The organism is Pseudomonas muyukensis, from assembly GCF_019139535.1.
Classification (GTDB): Bacteria; Pseudomonadota; Gammaproteobacteria; order Pseudomonadales; family Pseudomonadaceae; genus Aquipseudomonas; species Aquipseudomonas muyukensis.
Genome location: NZ_CP077073.1, coordinates 5,278,745 through 5,304,422 on the forward strand (window position 1 = coordinate 5,278,745; position 25,678 = coordinate 5,304,422).

Genomic DNA, 25,678 nt, shown 5'->3' on the forward strand with positions numbered 1-25,678 from the left:
CAACAGTCTTTTACAGAATGCGTAACAATACTGCTCAAAAAATCAACTTCGCGACAGTTTGTCGCACCCCGCTTGATAGCCCTCAACCCCTTGTAGCGCAAGGGCCGAAGCCTGACCTGGGTCAACCGTTGCGCAGGCTTTGCGGCTTATCTGGCTGCGCAATAGACCCAGGTCAATTCGGGACTTTGGTCTAAGCGCGGCGACGGTTGCGGTAGATGCCCAGCGGCACCAGCAGCGCGGTCAGCACGAAGGCAACCAAGGCCCATTGGGCCAGGGACAGGCCGAGAATCGGCGGGTACGGGGTGGCGCAGAAGCCATCGACCTGGAATGCCAGCGGCCACAGCTTGGCCAGCGGCAGGTCGTCGACGATGGGCTGCAGGGTATCGATGCCGCAGCTGACCATCGGGTTGGCGAGTATATACACATGGTTGCCGGCTGCAACGATGCCACCGATGGCGCTGAGCACCACCAGCGCCTCGAAGAAGGTCAGGCTGCGCCGCCCCGGCATGGCCGCGGCGAGAAAGGCGAACACGGCGATGAACAGCAAGGCGTAGCGTTGCAGGATGCACAGCGGGCAGGGGGCCTCGCCCAGCACCACCTGCATGTACAGGGCGCCGCCGATCAGCGCCAGGCAGATCACGCCGAGCAGCACCAGAAAGCGCCGTTCCCGATTCAGGCGCGATGAGAGTTCGTTCATTGCCGATTCCTTCGATGGAGTGTGGCAGCGCGGGCTGCCCGGGGGGCGCCAAGTCTACACGCTGGAGATGACCTTTGAATGCATCGAGGAGGGGCGTGCGCGCGATCCACTGCTGACCTAGGACCGAGCGGGTCGGTTTCGGTTCAACCACCGCGTGTGAAAAACACGGCGGCCCGAGCGCCGGACAGGGGCAGGCCCCTCGACACTCGGGAGTGAAGGATACAGTGATTAAAGGAGGATTAAAGATGAACGCGCGTGTAACCGCGTTCACCTCTTCTTTATATAGAAGATCGGCTATAGGCCCAATCGCTGCGGTTCGGCGCTCGGTCAGGCCGACTGCGCCGAATGTCATCGTCCGCTTCGTTCTCGATTACCCACGGCCGGGAGCATCCGTGTGCTGGCGGCCCGACAGAACGCCGAACCGCAGCGATTGGGATGAAGTCCATCGCGGGGCCAGCCCGCTCCCACGCCGCCATCCTCGGCTTCGTGGGAGCGGGCTGGCCCCGCGATGGGCTCAGCGCTTCACTCCAAAGCCGCCGCAGGCCCGAAGAACTCGTAGCGGCTCTGCCCTTCCGGCACGCCCAGGCCCTTGAGCTGGCGCTTGATCGCCGCCATGAAGCCCTTGGGCCCGAGGAAGTAGGCGTCGATATCGCGCTCACGCGGCAGCCACTCGGCCAGCAGGTCCTGGTCCAGCAGGCCCACTGCGTCGGCAGCCTGGCTGCCATCCTCCTCGGCGTAGCAGTAGAAGCGCTTGAGTTGCGGGTGGCGCGCCGCCAGGCCATCGATCCAGTCGCGGAAGGCATGCACCGCGCCGTTGCGCGCGCAATGGATGAAATGTACCGGGCGTTCGGTCTCGAGGGCCGCCTCGAGCATGGCCAGAGTCGGGGTGATGCCCACGCCGCCACTGATCAGCACCAGCGGCTTGGCGCTGGCGGCCAGGGTGAAATCGCCCGCCGGCGGGAACAGTTGCAGGGTATCGCCCACCTGCAGCTGCTCATGCAGGTAGTTGGAGACCTTGCCGCCCGCCTCGCGCTTGACGCTGATGCGGTACTGCTGGCCGTCGCACAGGGCCGACAACGAATAGTTGCGGCGCTGCTCCTGGCCGTCGATCTCAAGCTTCAGGCCGATGTACTGGCCGGGTTCGGCCTTGAGTACCGGCTTGCCATCGACCGGGGCGAAGTAGAACGAGACGATCTCGCTGCTTTCCTGCTCGCGGCGCACCAGGCGGAACTCGCGGGTGCCGCGCCAGCCGCCGGCAGCCTCTTCCTTCTGCTTGTACAGGTTCTCTTCGGCGCCGATGAGGATGTCGGCCAGCTGGCCATAGGCAGCGGCCCAGGCTGCGATCACCTCAGGGGTGGCGATTTCCTTGCCCAGCACTTCCTCGATGGCGCGCAGCAGGCAGCTGCCGACGATCGGGTAGTGCTCGGGGAGAATCTGCAGGGCCACGTGCTTGTTGATGATCTGGCCTACCAGACCGCCCAGCTGCTCGAGCTGGTCGATGTGGCGGGCGTACATCAGCACGCCGTTGGCCAGGGCGCGCGGCTGGTCGCCGCTGGCCTGGTGGGCCTGGTTGAACAGCGGGCGTACCTCGGGGTACTCGCTGAGCATCATCTTGTAGAAATGGGTGGTCAGGGCCTCACCGCCGCTTTCCAGCAGGGGTACGGTGGCTTTGATGATTGCACGTTGTTCGGCATTGAGCATTACGACAACTCCTGAGCCTGTGGCTTCGAATGGTTGCGTAGGCTATTTCAGCAATCGTGCCAACTTTTATCGTCAACAAAACCGGGGGTTTTCATTGACCGGTGTCAAAAGGACACACTCGCGCGTATAGTCATTTAGACCAACAGGAGTCCATATGACTGCAAAACCCCTGCTCACCGCCCTCCTCCCGCTGGTGAGCGACCTGTCCTGCGACCTGCCCGACCAGGAACGTTATCGCCGCTTGCTCCAGGCCATGCGCGGCCTGCTCCCCTGCGATGCCGCCGCGCTGCTGCGCCTGGACGGCGAATGGCTGGTGCCGCTGGCGGTGGACGGGCTGTCGGCCGATACCCTCGGCCGGCGCTTCCGGGTCAGCGAACACCCGCGTTTCCAGGCCTTGCTCAGCCGCCCCGAGCCCACCCGCTTTCCCAGCGACAGCCCGCTGCCCGACCCTTACGACGGGCTGGTGGATGCCGCCCACGTCGACCTCGAGGTGCACGACTGCATGGGTTGCCCACTGATGGTCGACGAACGCCCCTGGGGCCTGCTGACCCTCGATGCCCTCACCGCCGGCCAGTTCCAGAGCCTCGAGCTCGAGGCCCTGCAAGCCTTCGCCAGCCTGGCCGCCGCCACCGTCACCGTGGCCGAGCGCATCGAGCACCTGGCCCTGCGCGCCGAGGACGAGCACCAGCGTGCCGAGGTGTATCGCCAGGCCAGCGGCCAGGACAAGGAACTGATTGGCCAGAGCAAGGCGCACAAGCGCCTGGTCGAGGAGATCCGCCTGGTCGGCGGCAGCGACCTGACCGTGCTGATCACCGGCGAGACCGGCGTGGGCAAGGAGCTGGTGGCCCAGGCCCTGCACCGCGCCAGCAACCGCGCGGACAAACCGCTGATCAGCCTCAACTGCGCCGCCCTGCCCGACACCTTGGTCGAGAGCGAACTGTTCGGCCACGTGCGCGGCGCCTTCACTGGCGCCCACGGTGAACGCCGGGGCAAGTTCGAACTGGCCAATGGCGGCACGCTGTTCCTTGACGAGGTCGGTGAGTTGCCACTGGCGGTACAGGCCAAGCTGCTACGGGTATTGCAAAGCGGGCAGTTGCAGCGCCTGGGCTCGGACCGCGAGCATCGGGTGGATGTGCGCCTGATTGCCGCGACCAACCGCGACCTGGCCGAAGAGGTGCGTAACGGTAACTACCGCGCCGACTTCTATCACCGCCTGAGCGTGTACCCGCTGCAAGTGCCGCCACTGCGCGAACGCGGCCGCGATGTGCTGCTGCTGGCCGGTTATTTCCTCGAGCAGAACCGCTCGCGCCTGGGCCTGGGCAGCCTGCGCCTGTCGGCCGAGGCCCAGGCCGCGCTGCTGGGGTATGACTGGCCGGGCAACGTGCGCGAGCTGGAACACTTGATCGGCCGCTCGGCGCTCAAAGCCTTGGGGCAGCATGGGCAGCGCCCAAGGATCCTCACCCTGGAGGCGGCGGACCTGGACCTGCGCAACGTGGCACCGGCCATGCAGATAGTCGCCGAAGCGCCGTCGGCCGACCTGCCATTGCCCGAGGGCGGGCTGCGCGAAGCGGTGGATGACTATCAGCGGCAGATTGTCGAAGCATGCCTGAATCGCCACCAAGACAACTGGGCCGCCGCCGCGCGGGAATTGGGGCTGGACCGGGCCAACCTGAACCGGCTGGCCAAGCGCTTGGGCTTGCGCTGAGCGCGAAGCAGGCGATGCGGTGGATGGCACCGGCTGCGCCGGTGTTCGCCGGCAAGGCCGGCTCCTACAACGGTTACGGCCTGCAATACCTGTAGGAGCCAGCTTGCTGGCGAACCAGGCGACGCGGAGGATGGCACCGGCTGCGCCGGTGTTCGCCGGCAAGCCGGCTCCTACAACGGTTACGGCCTGCAATGCCTGTAGCCAGCCTTGCTGGCGAACCAGGCGACACGGTGGATGGCACCGGCAACGCCGGTGTTCGCCGGCAAGCCGGCTCCTACAACGGTTACGGCCTGCAATACCTGTAGGAGCCAGCCTTGCTGGCGAACCAGGCAACGCGGTGCATGGCACCGGCAACGCCGGTGTTCGCCGGCAAGCCGGCTCCTACAACGGTTACGGCCTGCAATACCTGTAGGAGCCAGCCTTGCTGGCGAAGCAGTCGACGCGGTGGCACCGGCAAGCCTTGCGCCTGCTTGCAAACGCCAATAGCAAACTAAGCTAAAGCCCGACAGCAAAAAGCCGATAACCCGGCATCCTCCCCCTCATTCATAGCGAAGGTTGCCCATGGCCACGCAAAAAGCCCGCGCGGACTCCTTGTCCCTGCTGCTGTTCACCCTGCGCAGCGGCAAGCTGATGGCAATCAACCTGCTGAAAGTCAGCGAGATCATCCCCTGCCCGCCGCTGACCAAGCTGCCGGAGGCCCACCCGCACGTCAAAGGCGTGGCCACCCTGCGCGGCAACTCGCTGTCGGTGATCGACCTGTCCCGCGCCATCGGCGAAATGCCCCTGGCCGACCCCGACGGCGGCTGCCTGATCGTCACCGAGATCAGCCGCTCGCGCCAGGGCCTGCATGTGCAGGCGGTGAGCCGCATCGTGCATTGCCTGAGCACCGACATCAAACCGCCGCCCTACGGCTCGGGCAACCGTTCGTTCATCACCGGCGTAACCCGGGTCGACAACACCCTGGTGCAGGTGCTGGACATCGAGAAGGTCATTCATGGCATCGCCCCGCCGGCCCACGAGCCGCACCCAGGCGAAGTCAGCGAGGAGGACGCCAGCCTGCTGGCCGCCGCCAACATCCTGGTGGTCGACGACAGCCAGGTGGCGCTGCAGCAGTCGGTGCACACCCTGCGCAACCTCGGCATCGAGTGCCACACCGCACGCAGCGCCAAGGACGCGATCAATGTGCTACTGGAGCTGCAAGGCACCGAGCGGGAAATCAACATCATCGTTTCCGACATCGAGATGTCCGAGATGGACGGCTTCGCCTTCACCCGCACCCTGCGCGAAACCCCGGATTTCCAGCACCTGTACATCCTCTTGCACACCTCGCTGGACAGCGCGATGAGCGGCGACAAGGCCAAGCTGGCCGGGGCCAACGCGATCCTGACCAAGTTCTCCTCGCCAGAGCTGACCAACTGCCTGGTGACCGCGGCTCGGGCAGTGGTGTTCGAGGAGCGCTGACATATCAAGTCAGGATTTTCCTGGCTTGATGCAGGAGAATGTTCGGGCATAATTCGCGCCCTTCGGATGTTCATTGCCGGTATCGCGTATGAAATATCTCAGCTCTACCCTGATCGCCTGCGCCCTGCTCCTCAGCGGCGCAGCCCACGCCTCCAGCAGCCAGGCCTGGAACGACCAGCGCCAGCAGATGCTCAAGGCCTGCCTGGCCGCCAGTCAGTTCAAGGATGCCCACGCCCTGGGCAAGCCCGCCGAGTTCGACGACCAGGTCGGCTACAGCGCACTGCTGATCGAAGGCGTCTACCCGCAAAAACACATGAATAACCGCAGCGGCACCGAGCTATGCCTGTACAGCCGCCAGCAGCAGCATGCGGTGGTCACCGAATGGAGCCCAGGCAAACCGTGAGCGAGGCACTGCGTTTCGCCTGCACCGGTTGCGGTAAATGCTGCACCGGCCACCACGTGCCGCTGACCCTGGCCGAAGCCCGGCAGTGGGCGCTGTCCGGTGGCCAGGTGATCGTGTTGATCGAAGGCTTCCTGGCCGATGGCCCTGGCATGCCGGCAGACCAGCGCGAGCATGTGCTGCGCCGTTCGCACCCGGTGGCTTGCGGTGAGGCGCAGTTGCAGGTCTCGGTGACCTTCGCCGCCTTCAATCCGGGGCGCTGCCGCAACCTCGATGACAATGACCTGTGCGGCATCTATGAAAGCCGCCCGCTGGTCTGTCGCATCTACCCGGCGGAGATCAACCCGCACCTGCCGCTGCGCCCGGAAAACAAGGATTGCCCACCCGAGGCCTGGGAGCAGGGACCGGTGCTGATTCACGGCAACCTGCCGGTGGATGAGGCGCTGCGTGCCCTGATCGAGGCCTCACGTCAGGCCGACCGCGACGATATCGCGGCCAAGGTGGCGATCTGTCAGGCACTGGGGATGACCACCAGTGCGCTGAAAGGTAACGGGTTTACCGCGTGGTTGCCGGACATGGCGGCGTTTGCCTCGGTGCTGGAGCAGGCACCACGGGCGGTCGATGGACCGTGGGCGGTGCATGTGCAGGACGCGGCGCTTGCGGCCGGTCTACAGGGTCAACGACTGCAGGTGACGGGCGAAGCGCCGGTCTACTACGCATTCATCGGTTTCTAAGCCATTTGTAGGAGCGGCTCGGCCGCGCCTACAAGCGCCGCCAGAACTCATCCGCCAACCGCCGCAGGTCCTTGGCCAGCTCGGCCACGTCACTGGCACTGCTGTGGCTGCGCTGCCCGACGCTGACCGTCGCCTCGCTGGCCTGGCGAATGCGGGTGATGTTGCGGTTGATGTTCTCGCTGACCTGGCTCTGCTGCTCCACCGCCGCGGCGATCTGCAAGCTCATCTCGTTGATCTGGTTGACCCGCACGCTGATGCTGTCCAGCGCGTCGCTGGCCAGTTGCGCCTGCTCGACACTGTGCCCGGCATGGGCGCTGCTCTGCTGCATCACCTGCACCGCGGCCCGGGCGCCGTCCTGCAGGGCGGCGATCATGCGCTGGATATCGTGGGTCGACTGCGCGGTACGCTGGGCCAGGCCACGCACCTCGTCGGCCACCACGGCGAAGCCGCGCCCCTGGTCACCGGCCCGCGCCGCCTCGATGGCGGCATTGAGCGCCAGCAGGTTGGTCTGCTCGGCAATGCCGCGGATCACGTCGAGCACCCCGGAGATCTCGCTGCTGTGGTTTTCCAGCTGTTCGATCACCTCGCTGGCCTCCACCAGCGAGCCGGCCAGGTCCTGGATCGCACAGCGGTTGCGATCGACCAGCTGGTGCCCGGCCTGGGTCTCGTCCTCGGCCTGGTCGGCGGCCATCGAGGCCATCTGCGCGCTGCTGGCCACCTGGGCGACGCTGGCGCTCATCTGCTGGATCGCGGTGGCCACCTGGTCCGCTTCGCCCTGCTGCTCCAGGCTGTTGGCATGGCTGCTGTGCAGCGCCTCGGCCAGCGCGCCGGAATGCCCGGCCAGGCGCGACGAGGTATCGCCGATACGCCCCACCACCGCGCCCAACTGCGCCTTGAGCATGCGCATGGCGAACTCGATCTGGCCCAGGCCATCGCGCCGGCCTGTGTACAACTGCTGGCTCAGCGGGTTGTCGGCAATCGCCAGGGCCTGGCGACGCAGGCGCTCGTAGGGGCGCAACAGCCACTGGATCGCCAGGGCGCTGAGGCTTGCGGCCAACGCCATCTGCACCAGGGTGACCAGCCAGGAGGCGCTATGCCACCACTGCCCGACGCCGATCACCAGTGCACACACCGCGCCCACCGACAGCGCCAGGCGCGCGCCAAGCCCGGCTACCGGCAAGCGCTGGCGCCAGTCGCGCCGGCCCTCGCGCAAGCGCGCATAGCAGCGCTCGGCCGCCTCGACCTGGGCCCGGCCGGGCTTGGTCCGCACCGACTGGTACTCCAGCGCCTGTCCGCCACTGCTGATCGGCGAGACGAAAGCACTCACCCAGTAGTGGTCGCCGTTCTTGCAGCGGTTCTTCACCAACCCCATCCACGAATGCCCGGCCTTGAGCGTCTGCCACATCTGGGCAAAGGCCTCGGCCGGCATGTCCGGGTGGCGGACGATATGGTGGGCGTTGCCCAGCAGGTCGTGCTGGGTGAAACCGCTGACCCGGACGAAATCGTCGTTGGCATAGGTGATACGGCTGTCCAGGTCGGTGGTGGACAGGATATTGGCGTCGCCGGGGTAATCCACTTCGCGACCGGTAACGGGCATATTGCACTTCATCGGAGGCTCTCGTTGTTGTACGGGAAAATCGGCAGGGCGTACGACTCTAGGGGCAAACGCCGGGGCAATATTGATCCACGGCAGGGTATTGGCACTTGGCCATCAACCGCTCGAAACTGACAGCCGTGACAGCCAGGCGTCACGCTGGCGACCCGATCGGCGCGCTATAACCCTGGCTACCCCAGACCCGTTCCCAGCCCTCCGGCCAAGGTGCCCGCCCCGATGCGACGTCCGTCCCGCCCCCTCGTTGTTGCCGCGCTGGCCCTGCTGATGCTGACCGCCGCCGGCCTGTGGCTCGGCCAGCGCCCCAGCCCCCCGCCCAGCCGCGCCGCCAGCGCGGTGCCGGTGCGGGTGGTGGCCGTGGTCGAGCAGGATGTGCCGCGCTACCTCAGTGCCATCGGCTCGGTGCTGTCGCTGCACAGCGTCGAGGTACGGCCACAGGTGGAGGGCGTGCTGACCCAGGTGTTGGTCAAGGAGGGCCAGTGGGTCAAGGCCGGCGACCTGCTGGCCAGCCTCGACGACCGGGCGATCCGCGCCAACCTCGACCAGGCCCGCGCCCAGCTGGGGCAGACCCAGGCGCAGCTGCAGGTGGCCAACGTCAACCTCAGGCGCTACCAGCTGCTGAGCACGGACGACGGCGTGTCCAAGCAGACCCTCGACCAGCAGCAGGCCCTGGTCAACCAGTTGCAGGCGACCCTCAAGGGCAACCAGGCCGCCATCGACAACGCCGCGGTGCAGCTCAGCTACACGCAGATCCGCTCGCCGGTGACCGGGCGCGTCGGCATTCGCAACATCGACCCCGGCAACCTGGTGCGCAGCAGCGACACGCAAAGCCTGTTCAGCGTCACCCAGATCGACCCCATCGCCGTGGAGTTCGCCCTGCCCCAGCAGCAACTCCCCGTCCTGCAGAGCCTGCTGAAAGCGTCGATCCCCGCCGAGGTCGAGGCGTACATGGACGCCGACGGCGAACGCAACCTGCTCGCCAAGGGCCACCTGATGCTGATCGACAACCAGGTCTCGGCCAGCACCGGCACGGTGCGGGTCAAGGCCGAGTTCGACAACACCGACGGCCGCCTGTGGCCCGGCCAGCTGGTCACCGTGCGCCTGCGCACGGCGGTGGACGAGGGCGCCCTGGTGGTGCCGCCACCCGTGGTGCAGCGCAGCATCGACGGCCACTTCGTCTACCGCCTGGACGGCGACAAGGTCAGCGCCGTGCCGGTCAAGGTGGTGTACCAGGACAGCACGCTGAACATCATCGCCGGGGTCAAGGCTGGCGATCGCCTGGTGCTGGACGGTCAGTCGCGGCTCAAGCCCGGCAGCACCGTCGAGGTCACGCCCGAGGCCCCCGCCCCGGCGGCGATGGCCGACCGCAGGAGCCAGCCATGAACACCCGCAACGGCGTCTCGGCCTGGTGCATCGACCACCCCATCGCCACTTTGCTGCTGACCTTCGCCCTGGTGCTGCTCGGCGCCATCGCCTTCCCCCGGCTGCCAGTGGCGCCCCTGCCCGAGGCGGACTTCCCGACCATCCAGGTCACCGCCCAATTGCCCGGCGCCAGCCCCGAGACCATGGCCTCCTCGGTCGCCACCCCGTTGGAGGTGCAGTTCAGCGCCATCCCCGGCATGACCCAGATGACCAGCAGCAGCGCCCTGGGCTCGACCAACCTGATCCTGCAGTTCACCCTCGACAAGAACATCGACACCGCCGCCCAGGAAGTCCAGGCGGCGATCAACACCGCCACCGCGCGCCTGCCCCAGGACATGCCCAGCCCGCCGACCTGGCGCAAGGTCAACCCGGCCGACAGCCCAGTGCTGATCCTCACCGTCAGCTCCACGCAGATGCCCGGCAATGAGCTCAGCGACTACGCCGAGACCCTGCTGGCGCGCCAGCTCAGCCAGATCGACGGGGTCGGCCTGATCAACATCACCGGCCAGCTGCGCCCGGCGATCCGCGTGCAGGCCCAGCCCGAGAAACTCGCCGCCATCGGCCTGACCCTGGCCGATATCCGCCAGGCCATCCAGCAGACCAGCCTCAACCTGGCCAAGGGCGCGCTGTACGGCGAGCACAGCGTGTCGACCCTGGCCGCCAACGACCAGCTGTTCCACCCCGAGGACTACGCGCGGCTGATCGTCAGCTACCGCGATGGCGCGCCGGTGCACCTGTCTGACGTCGCCAAGGTGATCCAAGGCGCCGAGAACGCCTACGTCAAGGCCTGGTCGGGCCAGCAACCGGGCCTTAACCTGGTGATCTTCCGCCAGCCCGGGGCCAACATCGTCGACACCGTGGACCGGGTGATGGACGCCCTGCCGCGCTTGCAGCAGATGCTGCCGGCCGCGGTCGAGGTGTCGGCGCTGCAGGACCGCACCCAGACCATCCGCGCCTCGCTGCACGAAGTGGAACTGACCCTGATGATCGCCGTGGCCCTGGTGATCGGGGTGATGGCGCTGTTCCTGCGCCAGTGGTCGGCGACCTTCATCGTCTCCAGCGTGCTCGGCGTGTCGCTGATCGCCAGTTGCGCATTGATGTACCTGTTTGGCTTCAGCCTCAACAACCTCACCCTGGTGGCCATCGTCATCGCCGTCGGTTTCGTGGTCGACGATGCCATCGTCGTGGTGGAGAACATCCACCGCCACCTGGAGGCCGGCGACGACAGCCGCAGCGCCGCGCTCAAGGGCGCCGGCGAGATCGGCTTCACCGTGGTCTCGATCAGTTTCTCGCTGATTGCCGCGTTCATTCCGCTGCTGTTCATGGGCGGGGTGGTTGGCCGGTTGTTCAAGGAGTTCGCCCTCACCGCCACGGCGACCATCCTGATTTCGGTGCTGGTATCGCTGACCCTGGCGCCGACCCTCGCCGCGCTGTGCATGCGCCGCCCACCCGCCGAGCAGCACGGCGGCCTCGGCCAGCGCCTGCTGCGCGGGTACGCAAAAGGCCTGGACCAGGCGCTGGCCCACCAGCGCACCACCCTGGCGGTGTTCGGCGTCACCCTGGCGCTGGCGGTGGCCGGCTACGTGGCCATCCCCAAGGGCTTCTTCCCGCTGCAGGACACCGGCTTCATCCTCGGCACCAGCGAGGCGGCGGCGGACGTGTCGTATCCGGCGATGATCGAAAAACACCAGGCCCTGGCCAGGATCATCGAGGCCGACCCGGCGGTACGCGCCTTCTCCCACTCGGTCGGGGTCACCGGCAGCAACCAGACCATCGCCAACGGCCGCTTCTGGATCGCCCTCAAGCCCCGCGGCGAGCGCGACGTCTCGGCCAGCGAATGGATCGACCGCATGCGCGCGAAGCTGGCCCAGGTGCCTGGCATCGTCCTGTACCTGCGGGCCGGCCAGGACATCAACCTCAGTTCCGGGCCGTCGCGCACCCAGTACCAGTACGTGCTCAAGAGCAACGATGGGGTGGCCCTGAACCTGTGGACCCAGCGCCTGACCGAACGCCTGCGGGACAACCCGGCGTTGCGCGACCTGTCCAACGACCTGCAGCTGGGCGCCAGCGTCACCCGCATCGACATCGACCGCCAGGCCGCGGCGCGTTTCGGCCTGACCACCAGCGATGTCGACCAGGCGCTGTACGACGCCTTCGGCCAGCGGCAGATCAGCGAGTTCCAGACCGAGACCAACCAGTACAAGGTGATCCTCGAGCTGGACGCCCGCCAGCGCGGCAAGGCCGAGAGCCTCAACTACTTCTACCTGCGCTCGCCGCTGTCCGGCGAGATGGTGCCGCTGTCGGCCCTGGCCCATGTCGCGCCGCCCAGTACCGGGCCACTGTCGATCAGCCACGACGGCCTGTTCCCGGCCGCCAACCTGTCGTTCAACCTGGCACCGGGCGTGGCCCTGGGCGAGGCGGTGCAGATCCTCGAACGCACCCAGCGCGAGCTGGGCATGCCCGACGCCATCACCGGCAATTTCCAGGGCGCGGCCCAGGCTTTCCAGAGTTCGCTGTCGAGCCAGCCGTACCTGATCCTCGCCGCGCTGGTGGCGGTGTACATCATCCTCGGCGTGCTCTACGAGAGCCTGGTGCATCCGCTGACGATCATTTCCACGCTGCCGTCGGCGGGGCTCGGTGCCCTGATACTGCTCTGGGCCATGGGCCAGGACTTCACCATCATGGGGCTGATCGGCGTGGTGCTTTTGATCGGCATCGTCAAGAAGAACGGCATCCTGCTGATCGACTTCGCCCTGGAGGCCCAGCGCAACCAGGGCCTGACGCCCGAGCAGGCGATCCACCAGGCGTGCCTGGTGCGTTTTCGCCCGATCATCATGACCACCCTGGCCGCGTTGCTCGGCGCGGTGCCACTGATGTTAGGCGTTGGCGCCGGCGCCGAGCTGCGCCAGCCGCTGGGCATCGCCGTGGTCGGCGGCTTGCTGGTGAGCCAGGCGCTGACGCTGTTCACCACCCCGGTCATATACTTGGCCCTGGAGCGCCTGTTCCACCGCCGCCGGGCCACCGTTGCCCCCGCGCCGACCGCCAGTTGAGACAAGACCATGCGTGTACTGATCATCGAAGACGAAGAGAAAACCGCCGACTACCTGCATCGCGGCCTCAGCGAACAGGGCTTTACCGTCGACCTGGCGCGCGACGGCATCGACGGCCTGCACCTGGCCCTGGAAGGTGACTACGCGGTGATCGTGCTCGACGTCATGCTCCCCGGCCTGGACGGCTATGGCGTGCTGCGCGCGCTGCGGGCGCGCAAGCAGACGCCGGTGATCATGCTCACCGCCCGCGAGCGGGTCGAGGACCGCATCCACGGCCTGCGCGAAGGTGCCGACGACTACCTGGGCAAGCCGTTCTCGTTCCTTGAACTGGTGGCCCGGTTGCAGGCCCTGACCCGCCGCAGCGCGGTCCACGAACCGTTGCAGATCCAGGTCGCCGACCTGTGGATCGACCTGATGGCGCGCAAGGCCAGCCGCGCCGGACAACGCCTGGAGCTGACCGCCAAGGAATTCTCGCTGCTCAGCGTACTGGCCCGTCGGCAGGGCGAGATCCTGTCCAAGACCGCCATCGCCGAGCTGGTCTGGGACATCAATTTCGACAGCGACGCGAATGTCGTCGAAGTGGCGATCAAGCGCTTGCGCGCCAAGCTCGACGGGCCGTTCGACAACAAGTTGCTGCATACCATTCGAGGCATGGGTTATGTCCTGGAAAACCGTGGGTAGCCTGGGGGGCGCTGCGCGCCCCTTTCGCGACACAAGGCCGCTCCTACAGCGGATCGCGTCCCCCTGCAGGAGCGGCCTTGCGTCGCGAAAGGGCTGCAAGGCAGCCCCAGGGAGCGACAGCCCATGACCCTTTTCCGAAGCAAACCCGGCAACTCCATCGCCCTGCGCCTCTCGGCGCTGTTCACCCTGGTGGCCCTGGCCGTGTTCGTGCTGATCGGCAGCGCCTTGTACCGCCAGGTCGACCGCAGCCTCGACCTGCTGCCCGAAGCCGAACTGGACGCGCGCTTCAGCGTGCTCGAGTCCACCCTCAACCGCTACGGCACCGCCGAACACTGGGCCAAGATCAACAACAAGCTCAACCTGCTCAGCGAAGAAGACCGGCGCATCCGCTTCTGGGTGGTGAGCAGCGACCCGGCCTTCGAGTACGGCCAGCCCAGCCAACAGCTGCGCGCCTTCGCCGAGGGCGCGCCAGGCATGCGCGACCTGCGCCTGGCCGACAGCCCCTACCCCTACAAGGTACTGGTCAGCGAACTGCCGGCCCTGGGCGGGCGCCCACCGCTGCGCTTTCTGATCGGCATCGACACCGAGACCTTCTGGCAGGCCCAGCACAGCCTGCTGGTGGCCATCGTCGGCCTGGCCGCGCTGGGCGTGTTGCTGGCCTCGCTGCTCAGCTACTGGGTCGCGCGCATCGGCCTCAAGCCCTTGCAGGCCCTCTCGGACGAAGCCCAGACCCTGGCCCCGCCGCGCCTGGACGGGCGCCTGCAAAGCCACGACCTGCCGCCGGAACTGGCGCAGTTCGCCAGCGCCTTCAACGCCGCCCTCGACCGGGTCAGCCAGGCCTACACGCAACTGGAAGCGTTCAACGCCGATGTCGCCCACGAACTGCGCTCGCCGCTGACCAACCTGATCGGCCAGACCCAGGTCGCCCTCACCCGCGGGCGCAGCGCCGAGCACTACTTCGAGGTGCTGCAATCGAACCTCGAGGAGCTCGAGCGCCTGCGCAGCATCATCAACGACATGCTGTTCCTGGCCAGCGCCGACCAGGGCAGCAAGGCCACCGCGCTGACCCAGGCATCGCTGGCCGAGGAAGTGGCCACCACCCTGGACTACCTCGACTTCATCCTCGAGGACGCCCAGGTCAGCGTCAGTGTCAGCGGCGACGCCCAGGCACATATCGAGAAGGCCCAGTTGCGCCGGGCGCTGATCAACCTGCTGAACAATGCCGTGCAGCACACCGCGCCGCACCAGGTGATCGAGGTGCGCATCGAGGCCGATGAACAGCAGGTCAACATCGCCGTCAGCAACCCTGGCCCGGCGATCGCCGACGAGCACCTGGCGCTGCTGTTCGAGCGCTTCTACCGGGTGGATGCCGCCCGGGCCAACAGTGGGGGCGGCAACCACGGCCTGGGCCTGGCGATCGTCAAGGCCATCGCCTTGATGCACGGCGGCAGTGTGTTCGTGCGCAGCGAAGCGGGCGCCAATACCTTCGGCATCAGCCTGCCGAACGCTCAACTACGCGGGTTTGCGGTAAAAATCTGATACTTTCACCCGTGATCATTACCTTTTATGCAACAGTGCTTATCCAAACGGCCTCTGTTTCCAGGGTGTTTACAGGGCTAACTTTAGCCCTGTCATCACTCGCACTTGCTCTGCAAGAAGGTTGCATCAAATGTCCAACAGTATGGGTATTGCCAGCGTCTTCGTCCTGTCGTCCCTGTTGTTGTCGCCCCTGGCCATGGCCGAAGAATCGCCGGCCTTCGTCGCCCGTAACAGCGAACTTGCCGCTGTCCATCAACAGGCCCGCGACGCCTATGCCGCCAAACCAGCCGACGCGGTGAAAGACTCGCAGCAGACAGCGTCCAAAGTTTCCGCCGACAGCGATATCGATAGCTGATCGGCCATTTTCGATTCGAAGTTTTCCCTTGGCTACACCATGGGCACCGCCTGTGACGATATGTTAGCCTTTCAAAGCCGCTGCTAATCAGCGGCTTTTTTTATGTGTCGAAAATATCAGCAGGGATGTTGCGTCTCTAATAAGAGATTGGCAGACACGACAATAAAATCTGCCCAACCGCTTGACCAAAGGAGTTTGTACCGGTGCTTTCCGCGTTTCGTTTCACCCCGTTGTTCGTTGCGTTGGCCGCAACGATTCCCGTCGCCGCCCAGGCCGAAGAAGCGCAAGCCGAGGGTTTCATCGAAGGGTCCTCGCTCAACCTGCATTTTCGCAATGCCTACTTCAACCGCAACGAAAAGAACCGCAAGGTAGAGGACAAGCGCGAGTGGGGCCAGGGCGCCGTGGCGCGCTTCGAGTCCGGCTACACGCCAGGCACCATCGGCTTCGGCCTCGATGCCCACGCCATGATCGGTTTGAAACTGGACGGTGGCTCCGGCCATGCCGGTACCTCGATCCTGCCGAGCGAACCGGGCGACAAGGCCCGCCATGCCTTCTCCACCGCCGGCGGCGCGATCAAGCTCAAGGGCTTCGACACCGAGTTCAAGGCCGGTGACCTGTTCCTCACCAACCCAGTGATCGCCGGTGGCGAGAGCCGCATGCTGCCGCAGACCTTCCGCGGCGTCGCGGTGACCAACAACAGCATCGACGGGCTGATGCTCGAAGGCGGCAAGGTCAGCTTCACCAAGCCGTACAACCAGAGCGGCCACCGCCGCATCAACACCTACTACAGCAACCAGACGCCCGAGCAGGACAGCCAGAACCTGAGCTGGGCCGGCGCGTCGTGGAGCGGCACCGAGCACATCACCGCCAATGTCTATGCCGCCGAGCTCAAGGACATCTGGAACCAGTACTACGCCGACTTCGACTACACCTACGTGGTCAACGACCTGGTCAGCCTGAACCCAGGCGTGCACTTCTATCACACCCAGGACACCGGCCAGTCGAAGCTGGGCAGCATCGACAACAACACCTGGAGCGTGCACTTCACCGTGGCCGCCGGCTACCACAGCGTCACCGCCGCCTACCAGCGGGTCAACGGCAACACGCCGTTCGACTACATCAACCTGGGTGACAGCATCTTCCTCGACAACTCGCGCATGTATTCGGACTTCAACGCGCCAAACGAGCGCTCGTGGAAGCTGCAGTACGACTACGACTTCGCCGGCCTCGGCGTGCCGGGCCTGAGCACCTCGCTGTCGTACTCGCGCGGCAAGGCCGACCTGACCAAGGCCAGCCAGGACACCGAGTTCTATGACTTCTACAACGCGGACGGCAAGAATGCCCGGCACTGGGAACGTGACTTCGACCTGAAGTACGTGTTCCAGGAAGGCCAGCTCAAGGACCTGTCGGTGCTGCTGCGCTATGCCACGCACCGGGCCAACGCGGCGTATGCGAGCGAGCAGGACAACGACGAGTTCCGGGTGATCGTGGATTACCCGCTGAACGTGTTCTAACGCGGTAGATCCGTTCGGCGTTTGAATTTCAGCGCCTGCGAGACCGAGCGCCGCCCGCGCGGCGCTCAATCTACCCGGCACTGCAAAACGTGCGGCGAACACCTGGTGCAATCGCCGGGGTCGCTTAGCACAGCTCTTTCGCAACACAAGGCCGCTCCTGCAAAGTCAGCCGCTCGTTGCCTGGGCCCGGCCCTCCTGCATCATTTCCGTCGGCCAAATCGCCTTTGATCTTGTCCGACAATCCCCGCTTGCCTAGAATATCGCCGCCGCTTTTCGGCCCATTCCCCAAGGATCCCGGGGCTTATGCAGTTGCGAGCATGACGTTGCCCACCCGATCACCACGATCCGCCCTGTACAAGTCGCACCCCGAGCTGGTCCTCAACCTGGGCAGCTGCCTCGCCGTGCTCGCCATCGTGGCCATCGTCAGCTACCTGCTGGTCCGTGAGCGCGACAGCGTCGAACAATCGGCCATGCGCTCGTCGAGCAACATCGTGCAACTGATCGAAAGCGACATCCTGCGCAACGTCGAACTCTACGACCAGTCGCTCAAGGGCCTGATCTGGGCCGTGCAGCACCCTGAGCTGCTCAAGGTGCCGCCCAGGCTGCGCCAGCAGATTCTCTTCAACCAGGCCTTCTCCGCCCCGGTGCGCGGCGACATCCTCTGGCTCGATGCCAAGGGCGACGTGCTTGGCGACTCCACCAGCGCGCTGCCGCGCCAGGCCAATTTCGCTGACACCGTGCCCTTCCAGTCCCACCGCGATCAGCCGCGCCTGGGCCTGCTGATCAGCCCGCCATTCAAGGCACGGCTGGGCGACCTGGACTGGTGCATCAGCTTCAGCCGGCGCATCTCCGGGCCCAATGGCGAGTTCCAGGGCCTGGCGGCCGGGGCCTTGCGCCTGTCCTACTTCAACGCGCTGTTCCAACGCCTGGACATCGGCGTGGACAGCAGCGTCAACCTGCTCAACACCGATGGCCAGCTGCTGGCGCGCCAGCCAACCCGCCCGCAGGATCCGCTGATCGGTAGCAGCTTGCGCGAGCGTCCCAACTTCAAGCGCATCCTCGGCGAGCGCAGTGGCAGCTTCACCGCCCGCTCGACGGCCTATGAAGGCCAGCGCCTCTACACCTTCGCCCGGGTCGCCGACCTGCCGCTGATCGTGCTGGTGGCGCACTCGGCCGACGAGGTGTTCCAGTCGTGGCGACGCACCGCAATCGTGGTCAGCGTGGCCACTGGCGTGCTGTGCATCGGCATCCTCTGGCTGACCTTGCTGCTGGGCCGCGAATTGCGCCGGCGCCAAGACGCCGAGCAGGGCCTGGCGACCCTGGCCGCCACCGACAGCCTCACGGGCCTGGCCAACCGCCGCCGCCTCGACCAGGTGCTGCGCCAGGAATGGGCCCGCGCCCAGCGCAACCGCAAACCACTGGCGGTGCTGATGGTGGATGTGGATCACTTCAAGGCGTTCAACCAGCGCCATGGCCACGCCGGCGGCGACCATGTGCTGCGCGAGGTGGCCACCACCCTGCAGCGGTGCATCCGCCGACCGGCGGACCTGGCGGCACGCTATGGCGGCGAGGAGTTCCAGGTGGTGCTGCCAGAGACCGAACTGGCCGGCGCGCTGCTACTGGCCGAACGCATTCGCGCCAGTGTCGAGGCGATGCCGCCGTTCGGCGACGATGAACGCGCGGTGACGGTGAGCGTGGGGATTGGCCTGCATGCGCCGGGTGGCGCACAGGACCTGGCGGGTTTGCTGGGGGATGCCGACGAGGCGCTGTACCGGGCCAAGGCCAATGGTCGCAATCGGGTTGAGGGGCCGAGGGCCTAGGGGCTGCTGCGCAGCCCTTTGGCGACACAAGGCCACTCCTACAGGAAATTGCGTTCCCCTGTTGGAGCGGCCTTGTGTCGCGAAAGGGGCGCAAAGCGCCCCCAACGATCCCGCTTACGACCGCGCGCGGGCCGCGTTACGCAGCGCCTTCACCTGGTCATGATTGCGTTGCACGCCTTGCAACTGCTTCTCCACCAGCGCGTAGGACGCGTCATTGGCCGTACGCCCCAGCTTGACCAGCTTCTCGCGCCCGTCCTTGTACGCCTTCAACGCATGGTCCTCGCCGCGCTCCACTTCATTGAGCACAGCCTCCTCGTCCTTGCCGGTGACCATCGACTTGAGGTTGACCCAGCCCCGGTGCAGGTCGCCGCTGATGCTGGTGCTGGTTTCCGGGTCGCCGCCCAGGCGCCGCACCTCGCTCTGCAACTCGGCCGCGGCACTGGCGCACTCGCCGGCGCGTTGCACGAAGAATGCCTTCAGCTCAGGGTTCTTCACGTCGTCCGCAGACGCCTTGAAGCCCTTCTCACCATCCTTGCTGTACTCGATCAGGTCGTTGAGTACGTCGATCGTGTCTTTGTTGGGATTGCTCATGGCAACAACTCCTTGGCAGGTGATAGTCACCTTTACTGGAGCAGGCTTCATGCCAAGCCAGGAAATTAAAAAATATTGTTTTAAATCAATTAGATACAAAACAACAAGACATACCATGAATCGGCGTTCTGCATGATCGCCGCTTGGGTCGTCGTGCAGTTTGCAGTATGGTCCGCGCTCAACCCGCCACAGGCCGCTGCCCGATGAAACCCGAATCCCTGCAACTGCTGGTCACCCGCACCATGCCCTTCGGCAAGTACCAGGGGCGGATCATCGCCGACCTGCCGGGCGATTACCTGGCCTGGTTCGCGCGCAAGGGCTTCCCGCCCGGGGAGCTGGGCGGGTTGCTGGCCTTGATGCACGAGATCGACCACAACGGGCTGGGCGATCTGCTGAAACCGTTGCGGGGCAAGCCCCGGGGGTGACGGCCGCGCTCATGGAACAAACCGTAACTCATTGCTTTAGCGAGTCCCTGTGGGAGCGGCCTTGCGTCGCGAAAGGGCTGCGTAGCAGCCCCGGCAATTTCGATGGTGGCTCAGAACCTGGGGCCGCTGCGCGACCCTTTCGCGACGCAAGGCCGCTCCCACAGGGGGATAGTTCTCTGCGCAACAGCGTAGCCCGAAGGACTGGGCGATCCTCTACAGCGATTGCACAGTGCCTGGCTAGCCCTTGGCCGGCGCCACTACCATCTCCACCTGTTCGTTCTTCTTGATCACGGCATACACCACCGCCGTCAGCAGGCTGCCGGCCACGATCGCCAGCAGGTACAGCAGGGCATGATTGATCGCGTTGGGGATCAGCAGCACGAACAGGCCGCCATGGGGCGCCATCAGCTTGCAGCCGAAGTACATCGACAGCGCCCCGGTCAAGGCACCGCCGGCGATGCTCGCCGGGATCACCCGCAGCGGGTCCTTGGCGGCGAACGGGATTGCCCCTTCGGAAATGAAGCACAGCCCCAGCGCCAGCGCCGCCTTGCCGGCCTCGCGCTCGCTCTGGGCGAACTTGCGCCGGGCCATGAAGGTGGCCAGGCCCAGGCCAATCGGCGGCACCATGCCGGCCGCCATGGTCGCGGCCATCGGCGCGTAGCTGGACGATGCCAGCAGGCCCACCGAGAACGCATAGGCAGCCTTGTTGATCGGCCCGCCAAGGTCCACGCACATCATGCCGCCCAGCAGCAGCCCAAGCAGCACCGCATTGGCGGTGCCCATGCTGTCGAGAAACTGGGTGAGCCCTGCGAGCATGGCCGCCACCGGCTGGCCGACCACGTAGATCATCACCAGGCCGGTGAACAGGCTGGCCAGCAACGGAATGATCAGGATCGGCTTGAGCGCCTCGAGGCTGCTCGGCAAGCGCACCCAGCGGGCAATGGCCTTGGCGCAGTAGCCAGCGAGAAAGCCGGCGACGATGCCACCGATGAATCCTGCACCCAGGGTGCTGGCCAACAGGCCGCCGATCATCCCCGGCGCCAGGCCAGGGCGGTCGGCGATGGACCAGGCGATGTAGCCGGCCAGCAACGGCACCATCAGCTTGAAGGCCGCTTCGCCGCCAATCTGCATCAGTGCAGCGGGCAAGGTGCCGGGCTGCTTGTACGCCTCGATGCCAAACACAAATGACAGCGCGATCAGCAAGCCACCCGCCACCACCATCGGCAGCATGAACGACACCCCGGTCAGCAGGTGCTTGTACACGCCGGTTTTCTCGGCCTTTTGCCCTGCGCTGGGCACGCTATCGGCACTTTCCACCTTGCCCTCGGCCAGCGCCTTGTCCAGCGTGGCGCGGGCCTGCTTGAGGGCGATGCCGGTGCCGCAGCGGTAGATGCGCTTGCCGGCGAAACGCGCGGCGGGCACTTCGATATCGGCGGCCAGCAGCACCACGTCGGCCTCGGCGATGGCCTCGGCCGGCAGCGGGTTGCGCGCGCCGACCGAGCCCTGGGTTTCCACGCTGAGCTGGTAACCCAGGGCCTGGGCGGCCTGTTGCAGCGCTTCGGCGGCCATGAAGGTGTGGGCCACGCCGGTCGGGCAGGCGGTCACCGCGACGATTTTCGGCGCGCTGCCCTGCGGGGCCGGCGCCGCCTCGTGTACCCGCGCCCCGGCGGCGGCCTGGTCAAGAAACCCCTCGCGGTCCGCGAGCGCCTGGGCCGGCGTGCTCTGGTACAGGCGCTTGCCCGCGAAGCGCGCCAGCTCCACAGACCCGGTGCTGACCACCAGCACCCAGTCGGCCTCTGCGATCTGCGCCGCAGTCAGGCGACGCTCGGGGTGCTCGGCATCCTGCACCTCGACGCAGGTCTTCCAGCCGCGACGCTGGGCCGCGGCGGCCAGCAGGCGCGCGCTGAGCACGCTGGACACCTGACCGTTGGGGCAGGCGGTGACAATGGCGATGTTCATCAGCAGCCCTCTTCTTGTTGTTCTGCCAGGTGCACGGCAGCTTCCAGGCGGGCCAGTTGCTCGCGATCATGGATGCCGAAACCGACCTGGGTGACCGCCTGGGCGGCGATGGCGGTGGCGCGACGCAAGGTGGCGGCGGGCGCCTCGGCCTGGAGCAGGCCGTGGACCATGCCGGCGACCAGCGAATCACCGGCGCCGACGGTGCTGGCGATGCGCACTTTCGACGGTTGCGCATGCAGTGCCAGGCCGGCGGCGAACCAGGTCACGCCCTGCTCGCCCTGGGACACCACCACATGTTCGATACCGCTGGCCAGCAAGCGCTGCGCGGCGGCACGCTGGCCGAGCGGGTCAGGCACCGGCAGCCCGAGCACCTCGCCCAGTTCCTCGGTGTTGGGCTTGACCAGCCAGGGTGCGGCCTCGAGGCCGGCGCGCAAGGCTTCGCCGCTGCTGTCCAGGGCCACCTTCAACCCGTGCGACTTGAGCATCAGCAGCAGCTCGCGCAGCCACTGGGGGCTGATGCCCCGCGGCAGGCTGCCGGCCACCACCACGGCGTCATGCCCCGGGGCCAGCTGGGCCAGACGTTGCAGCAAGGCGCTGCGGGCGGCCTCGTCGACCTGCGGCCCAGGCCCGTTGATATCGGTGACCTGGCCATCGGCCTCGACCAGCTTGATGTTGCTGCGGGTTTCCCCTGGCACCCGCACGAAGCAGTCGGCGAACCCACGCCAGGCAATCAGCGCCTCGAACGGCGCCAGGTTGTCCTGGCCGAGGAAGCCGCCGACCGTCACCTGATGGCCGAGGTCGGCCAGCACCTGGGCCACGTTCAGCCCCTTGCCGGCGGCATGGCTGTGCTGGGCCTGGCTGCGGTTGACCGCGCCGGGGCGCAGGCGATCGAGGCGAATGGTGATATCCAGCGCCGGGTTGAGGGTAAGGGTGAGGATCTTGGCCATTTCAGTAACGCTCCAGCAACGCCCGGACTGCCTCGGCGCTGTCTTGTTGCAGGGCCTCGCGCGCCAGGGCGCGGGCCGTCGAAAGGTCGGCCTGGCGCACCAGGGCCTTGACTTCGGCGACGCTGCGGGCGGCGACGCTCAGTTCGTCCACCTCCAGCCCCAGCAGCACGGCGACCGCCTGCGGGTCGGCCGCCAGTTCGCCGCACACGCCCACCCACTTGCCCTGGGCATGGGCGGCGCGCACGGTCATGTCGATCAGCGCGAGCACCGCCGGGTGCAGGCCGTCGGCCTGGGCCGACAGGCTCGGGTGGCCACGGTCGATGGCCAGGGTGTACTGGGTCAGGTCGTTGGTGCCGATGCTGAAGAAGTCCACCTCGCGGGCCAGTTGCGGCGCCAGCAGCGCGGCGGACGGCACCTCGACCATGATGCCCAGCTGCAGGTCGGCGACCGGCGTCTGCTCGCGCAGGCGCTCGACCATGGCCTTGGCCGCGCGCCACTCCTGCATCTGCCCGACCATGGGGAACATGATGCGCAGCGGCCGCTCATCGGCGGCGCGCAGCAAGGCGCGCAGCTGGTCTTCCATCACCTGCGGGCGCTGCAAGGTCAGGCGCACGCCGCGCACGCCCAGGAAAGGGTTCTCCTCGGCGGCGATCGGCCAATAGGGCAAGGGCTTGTCGCCGCCCACGTCGAGGGTGCGTACCACCAGCGGGCGCCCGCCCAGGCCGTCGAGCACGCGGCGGTACTCGGCCTCCTGGGTGGCCACGTCGGGCAGTTGCGGGTGGGCCATGAAGATCAGTTCGGTGCGCAGCAGGCCGATGCCCTCGGCGCCCTGCTCCACCACCTTGTCGATGCCGCTGCTCTGGCCAATGTTGGCGAACACCTCGATGGCGTGGCCGTCGCGGGTCACTGCCGGCTCATGGCGGTTGGCCCAGGCGATCTGCAAGCGCCGCTCGCGGGCATCGCGCTCTGCCAGGGCCCGTTGCAGATGAGCCTCGGGCGGTGCGACCGAGACGTGCCCGCGCTGGCCGTCGAGCAGCAATGGCGTGCCATTCTCCAGCAACAGCACCGCCGCCCCAGCCCCGACCACCGCCGGGATGCCGAGCGCCCGGGCGACGATGGCGCTGTGCGCCGTGGCGCCGCCTTGGGCGGTGACGATGCCGGCGACCCGTGCCGGGTCCAGGCGCGCCACATCGGACGGGCCGACCTCGCGCATCACCAGCACGTAGGGTTGTTCGGGTTCGGCGGCGTCGCGCACGCCGCACAGTTGCGCCAGCACCCGGCGGCCAATGTCGCGCAGGTCGGCGGCGCGCTCGGCCAGCAGCGCGTCATGCAGCGCCTCCTGCTGGCGGGCGGCGGCCTCGATCACCGCCATCCAGGCGGCAGCGGCGCTTTCGCCCTGGGCCAGGCGCAGTTCGACCTCATCGCCCAGCGCCGGGTCGGCGAGCATTTCCTGATGGGTGACGAAGATCTCGCCAATGGCCGCGGTGCTGCGCTGCACCAGGGTGTGCAGGTCGGCGTGCACCCTGTCGATGGCCTGGCGCAGTTTCGCCCGTTCCTGGGCTGGGGACTCGCCCCGCAGCGGGTAGTCGATCTCGCGTTCGACGCAGACATGGGCCGGGCCGCTGGCGATGCCCGGCGCTGCCGCAACGCCTTGCAGCGTGCTGCCCGGCAACGGTGCTTGCAGGGTTTCGACCGGCGACAGCTGGGGCTGTTGGGCCTGCGGCAACGGTTCGACCGCCTCGCCCAGGCCCTGCTCGATGGCGGCCAGCAACACCGGCAGCGCCTCGGCGGCGATGGCCGGCTCGGCGATCAGCTCCAGCGCCTGGCCACGGCGCGCGCCGAGGCTGAGCAGCTTGCTCAGGCTCTTCACCGACACCGCCGGCTGGGCGCTGTCGAGCAGGCGCAGGCGGATTTCGCCGGCAAACCCCTTGGCCAGTTGCGCCAGCACCTTGGCCGGGCGGGCATGCAGGCCGTGGGGGTTGGCCAGCACTACCCGGGCGCTCGGCCAGTCGGCCAGCACTTCGCCACCCAGCACTTCGAGCACGGCGCGGCTGCTGGTGGCTTGGTAGAGCATCTGCCCGCGGCCTTCGATCAGCACTTCGCACAGGCGCTCGAGCAAGGCCTCGTGGGCCGCGCCGAGGCTGGCCAGGCAGAACAGGCCATTGAGCGGTTGCCCGCGGTAGCGCAGCGGCTGCTGCGGGGTGAGGAAGGCCAGGCCGGGCTGGCGTACCTGACGCTCGCTGTGCAACCACCACAGGCCTTCGCCCAGGGGCAGTGGCTCGGCCTGTTGCAGCACCGCGGCGAAACCGCTGTCGACACAGCCGGCGCGTTGCAGCAGGCGGGCACCGCGCCAGGCCAGTTCGTCGAAGTCCTCGGCGGCCAGGTTCAGGCCGACCAGTTGCGCATCCAGCGCCAAGGCCTGCGGCGCGCCTTGCAGCAGCTTGAGCAGCGCCTCGGCGCTACTGGCCCGGCGCAGCGCCTCGACCAGGTCGGTTTCGCCCAAGGCGCGGGTGAGCAGTTGCAAAAGGCGCAGGTGTTCATCGGAACGCGCGGCGATACCAATGGCCAGGTAGACGGTCTGGCCGTCGCCCCAATCCACCCCCTCGGGGAATTGCAGCAGGCGCACCCCGGTGGCGAACACCAGGTCGCGGGTCTGCGGCGTGCCGTGGGGGATGGCGATGCCCTGGCCAAGGAAGGTCGAGCCTTGCGCCTCGCGGGCTTGCAGCCCGGCCAGGTAACCCTCGGCCACCAGGCCATCGGCGACCAGTCGGTCGGCCAACAACGCCAATGCCGCGCCTTTGTCGGCGGCGCGCTGGCCCATGGCAATCTGCTCCACGGCAAGCTCGAGCATGACCCTCTCCTTTTGCGACGCCCACGTCGGGCGCCGAGGTATTGTTGTGAAATGGGCTGGCAGATGTCGTGACAACGTTCAACGCCAGTGGCGATTTCAGACTTGCAAGGCAGGAAATTTCACCAAGCTGAAACGTTTAATCTGACCAAGCGGCCACGTTACTCGATAATCTGCCGACGAAAAAGCCCCATCCTGTCGGACAATTGCGACAATG

19 protein-coding genes are annotated in these 25,678 nt (G+C 66.8%); 12 read left to right on the forward strand and 7 right to left on the reverse strand.

Annotated features, from left to right (window positions below):
- Positions 1-190: 190 nt before the first annotated feature.
- Both KSS95_RS23425 and hmpA read right to left on the reverse strand, forming a co-directional pair.
- The gene (locus KSS95_RS23425; RefSeq protein ID WP_217850108.1) at positions 191-697 is read right to left on the reverse strand and encodes a disulfide bond formation protein B; all 507 of its coding nucleotides are present in this window, start codon (positions 695-697) and stop codon (positions 191-193) included.
- A gap of 522 nt (positions 698-1,219) precedes the next feature.
- The gene (hmpA, locus tag KSS95_RS23430; RefSeq protein ID WP_217850110.1) at positions 1,220-2,398 is read right to left on the reverse strand and encodes an NO-inducible flavohemoprotein; all 1,179 of its coding nucleotides are present in this window, start codon (positions 2,396-2,398) and stop codon (positions 1,220-1,222) included.
- Positions 2,399-2,552: 154 nt separating this feature from the next.
- Between hmpA and norR the strand changes: the two genes are divergently transcribed.
- The 4 genes from norR to KSS95_RS23450 all read left to right on the forward strand — a co-directional run bounded on the left by norR (position 2,553) and on the right by KSS95_RS23450 (position 6,698).
- The gene (gene norR, locus KSS95_RS23435) at positions 2,553-4,103 is read left to right on the forward strand and encodes a nitric oxide reductase transcriptional regulator NorR (RefSeq protein WP_217850112.1); all 1,551 of its coding nucleotides are present in this window, start codon (positions 2,553-2,555) and stop codon (positions 4,101-4,103) included.
- A gap of 561 nt (positions 4,104-4,664) precedes the next feature.
- Positions 4,665-5,564: a chemotaxis protein gene (locus KSS95_RS23440; RefSeq protein ID WP_217850115.1), complete on the forward strand. Its 900-nt coding sequence runs from the start codon at positions 4,665-4,667 to the stop codon at positions 5,562-5,564.
- Between the two features lie 88 nt (positions 5,565-5,652).
- The gene (locus tag KSS95_RS23445; RefSeq protein ID WP_217850117.1) at positions 5,653-5,967 is read left to right on the forward strand and encodes a hypothetical protein; all 315 of its coding nucleotides are present in this window, start codon (positions 5,653-5,655) and stop codon (positions 5,965-5,967) included.
- Entirely contained in the window at positions 5,964-6,698 is a 735-nt protein-coding gene (locus KSS95_RS23450) for a YkgJ family cysteine cluster protein (protein ID WP_217850119.1), read from the forward strand. The genes KSS95_RS23445 and KSS95_RS23450 overlap by 4 nt, the downstream gene beginning before the upstream one ends.
- A 28-nt stretch (positions 6,699-6,726) precedes the next feature.
- Here KSS95_RS23450 and KSS95_RS23455 read toward each other — a convergent pair whose 3' ends face one another.
- A complete protein-coding gene (locus KSS95_RS23455; protein WP_217850121.1) occupies positions 6,727-8,307 on the reverse strand; it encodes a methyl-accepting chemotaxis protein in 1,581 nt (526 codons plus the stop codon).
- A 222-nt stretch (positions 8,308-8,529) separates the two neighbouring features.
- On the opposite strand from KSS95_RS23455, the gene KSS95_RS23460 reads away from it, so the two are divergent.
- The 7 genes from KSS95_RS23460 (at position 8,530) to KSS95_RS23490 (ending at position 18,691) form a co-directional block, all read left to right on the forward strand.
- Positions 8,530-9,693, forward strand: a complete 1,164-nt coding sequence (locus KSS95_RS23460; protein ID WP_217850123.1) for an efflux RND transporter periplasmic adaptor subunit — start codon at positions 8,530-8,532, stop codon at positions 9,691-9,693.
- A complete protein-coding gene (locus tag KSS95_RS23465; protein ID WP_217850125.1) occupies positions 9,690-12,782 on the forward strand; it encodes a multidrug efflux RND transporter permease subunit in 3,093 nt (1,030 codons plus the stop codon). The genes KSS95_RS23460 and KSS95_RS23465 overlap by 4 nt, the downstream gene beginning before the upstream one ends.
- 9 nt (positions 12,783-12,791) lie before the next feature.
- Entirely contained in the window at positions 12,792-13,463 is a 672-nt protein-coding gene (locus KSS95_RS23470) for a heavy metal response regulator transcription factor (protein ID WP_217850127.1), read from the forward strand.
- 123 nt (positions 13,464-13,586) lie between these two features.
- Positions 13,587-15,002 (forward strand): heavy metal sensor histidine kinase, encoded by a 1,416-nt coding sequence (locus KSS95_RS23475; RefSeq protein ID WP_217850129.1) that lies wholly within the window; start codon positions 13,587-13,589, stop codon positions 15,000-15,002.
- Between the two features lie 130 nt (positions 15,003-15,132).
- Complete coding sequence (locus tag KSS95_RS23480) at positions 15,133-15,357, forward strand: hypothetical protein (protein ID WP_217850130.1); 225 nt, start codon at positions 15,133-15,135, stop codon at positions 15,355-15,357.
- Positions 15,358-15,560: 203 nt separating this feature from the next.
- Positions 15,561-16,871 (forward strand): OprD family porin, encoded by a 1,311-nt coding sequence (locus KSS95_RS23485; protein WP_217850132.1) that lies wholly within the window; start codon positions 15,561-15,563, stop codon positions 16,869-16,871.
- A 323-nt stretch (positions 16,872-17,194) separates the two neighbouring features.
- The gene (locus tag KSS95_RS23490) at positions 17,195-18,691 is read left to right on the forward strand and encodes a GGDEF domain-containing protein (protein WP_217854070.1); all 1,497 of its coding nucleotides are present in this window, start codon (positions 17,195-17,197) and stop codon (positions 18,689-18,691) included.
- A 114-nt stretch (positions 18,692-18,805) separates the two neighbouring features.
- Here the strand turns inward: KSS95_RS23490 and KSS95_RS23495 are convergent, their stop codons facing one another.
- Positions 18,806-19,282 carry a ferritin-like domain-containing protein gene (locus KSS95_RS23495; RefSeq protein WP_217850134.1) on the reverse strand — a complete coding sequence of 159 codons (477 nt, stop codon included), beginning with the start codon at positions 19,280-19,282 and terminating at the stop codon, positions 18,806-18,808.
- Positions 19,283-19,485: 203 nt separating this feature from the next.
- On the opposite strand from KSS95_RS23495, the gene KSS95_RS23500 reads away from it, so the two are divergent.
- Positions 19,486-19,707 carry a DUF3820 family protein gene (locus tag KSS95_RS23500; protein ID WP_050703784.1) on the forward strand — a complete coding sequence of 74 codons (222 nt, stop codon included), beginning with the start codon at positions 19,486-19,488 and terminating at the stop codon, positions 19,705-19,707.
- A 237-nt stretch (positions 19,708-19,944) separates the two neighbouring features.
- Here KSS95_RS23500 and KSS95_RS23505 read toward each other — a convergent pair whose 3' ends face one another.
- From KSS95_RS23505 to ptsP, 3 genes are read right to left on the reverse strand one after another with little or no spacing between them, the layout of a single operon-like run.
- The gene (locus KSS95_RS23505) at positions 19,945-21,666 is read right to left on the reverse strand and encodes a PTS fructose-like transporter subunit IIB (protein ID WP_217850136.1); all 1,722 of its coding nucleotides are present in this window, start codon (positions 21,664-21,666) and stop codon (positions 19,945-19,947) included.
- On the reverse strand, positions 21,666-22,613 hold the full coding sequence (gene pfkB / locus KSS95_RS23510; protein WP_217850138.1) for a 1-phosphofructokinase: 948 nt from the start codon (positions 22,611-22,613) through the stop codon (positions 21,666-21,668). Before pfkB ends, KSS95_RS23505 begins: the two co-directional genes overlap by 1 nt.
- A 1-nt stretch (position 22,614) precedes the next feature.
- Positions 22,615-25,464: a phosphoenolpyruvate--protein phosphotransferase gene (ptsP, locus tag KSS95_RS23515; RefSeq protein WP_217850140.1), complete on the reverse strand. Its 2,850-nt coding sequence runs from the start codon at positions 25,462-25,464 to the stop codon at positions 22,615-22,617.
- Positions 25,465-25,678 lie beyond the last annotated feature (214 nt).

Excerpts from the sequence above, each read along its gene's own strand:
- KSS95_RS23425 (WP_217850108.1), bottom strand. The coding sequence starts at position 697 with ATGAACGAACTCTCATCGCGCCTGAATCGGGAACGGCGCTTTCTGGTG.
- hmpA (WP_217850110.1), bottom strand. The coding sequence starts at position 2,398 with ATGCTCAATGCCGAACAACGTGCAATCATCAAAGCCACCGTACCCCTG.
- norR (WP_217850112.1), top strand. The coding sequence starts at position 2,553 with ATGACTGCAAAACCCCTGCTCACCGCCCTCCTCCCGCTGGTGAGCGAC.
- KSS95_RS23440 (WP_217850115.1), top strand. The coding sequence starts at position 4,665 with ATGGCCACGCAAAAAGCCCGCGCGGACTCCTTGTCCCTGCTGCTGTTC.
- KSS95_RS23445 (WP_217850117.1), top strand. The coding sequence starts at position 5,653 with ATGAAATATCTCAGCTCTACCCTGATCGCCTGCGCCCTGCTCCTCAGC.
- KSS95_RS23455 (WP_217850121.1), bottom strand. The coding sequence starts at position 8,307 with ATGAAGTGCAATATGCCCGTTACCGGTCGCGAAGTGGATTACCCCGGC.
- KSS95_RS23460 (WP_217850123.1), top strand. The coding sequence starts at position 8,530 with ATGCGACGTCCGTCCCGCCCCCTCGTTGTTGCCGCGCTGGCCCTGCTG.
- KSS95_RS23465 (WP_217850125.1), top strand. The coding sequence starts at position 9,690 with ATGAACACCCGCAACGGCGTCTCGGCCTGGTGCATCGACCACCCCATC.
- KSS95_RS23470 (WP_217850127.1), top strand. The coding sequence starts at position 12,792 with ATGCGTGTACTGATCATCGAAGACGAAGAGAAAACCGCCGACTACCTG.
- KSS95_RS23475 (WP_217850129.1), top strand. The coding sequence starts at position 13,587 with ATGACCCTTTTCCGAAGCAAACCCGGCAACTCCATCGCCCTGCGCCTC.
- KSS95_RS23480 (WP_217850130.1), top strand. The coding sequence starts at position 15,133 with ATGTCCAACAGTATGGGTATTGCCAGCGTCTTCGTCCTGTCGTCCCTG.
- KSS95_RS23495 (WP_217850134.1), bottom strand. The coding sequence starts at position 19,282 with ATGAGCAATCCCAACAAAGACACGATCGACGTACTCAACGACCTGATC.
- KSS95_RS23500 (WP_050703784.1), top strand. The coding sequence starts at position 19,486 with ATGAAACCCGAATCCCTGCAACTGCTGGTCACCCGCACCATGCCCTTC.
- KSS95_RS23505 (WP_217850136.1), bottom strand. The coding sequence starts at position 21,666 with ATGAACATCGCCATTGTCACCGCCTGCCCCAACGGTCAGGTGTCCAGC.
- pfkB (WP_217850138.1), bottom strand. The coding sequence starts at position 22,613 with ATGGCCAAGATCCTCACCCTTACCCTCAACCCGGCGCTGGATATCACC.
- ptsP (WP_217850140.1), bottom strand. The coding sequence starts at position 25,464 with ATGCTCGAGCTTGCCGTGGAGCAGATTGCCATGGGCCAGCGCGCCGCC.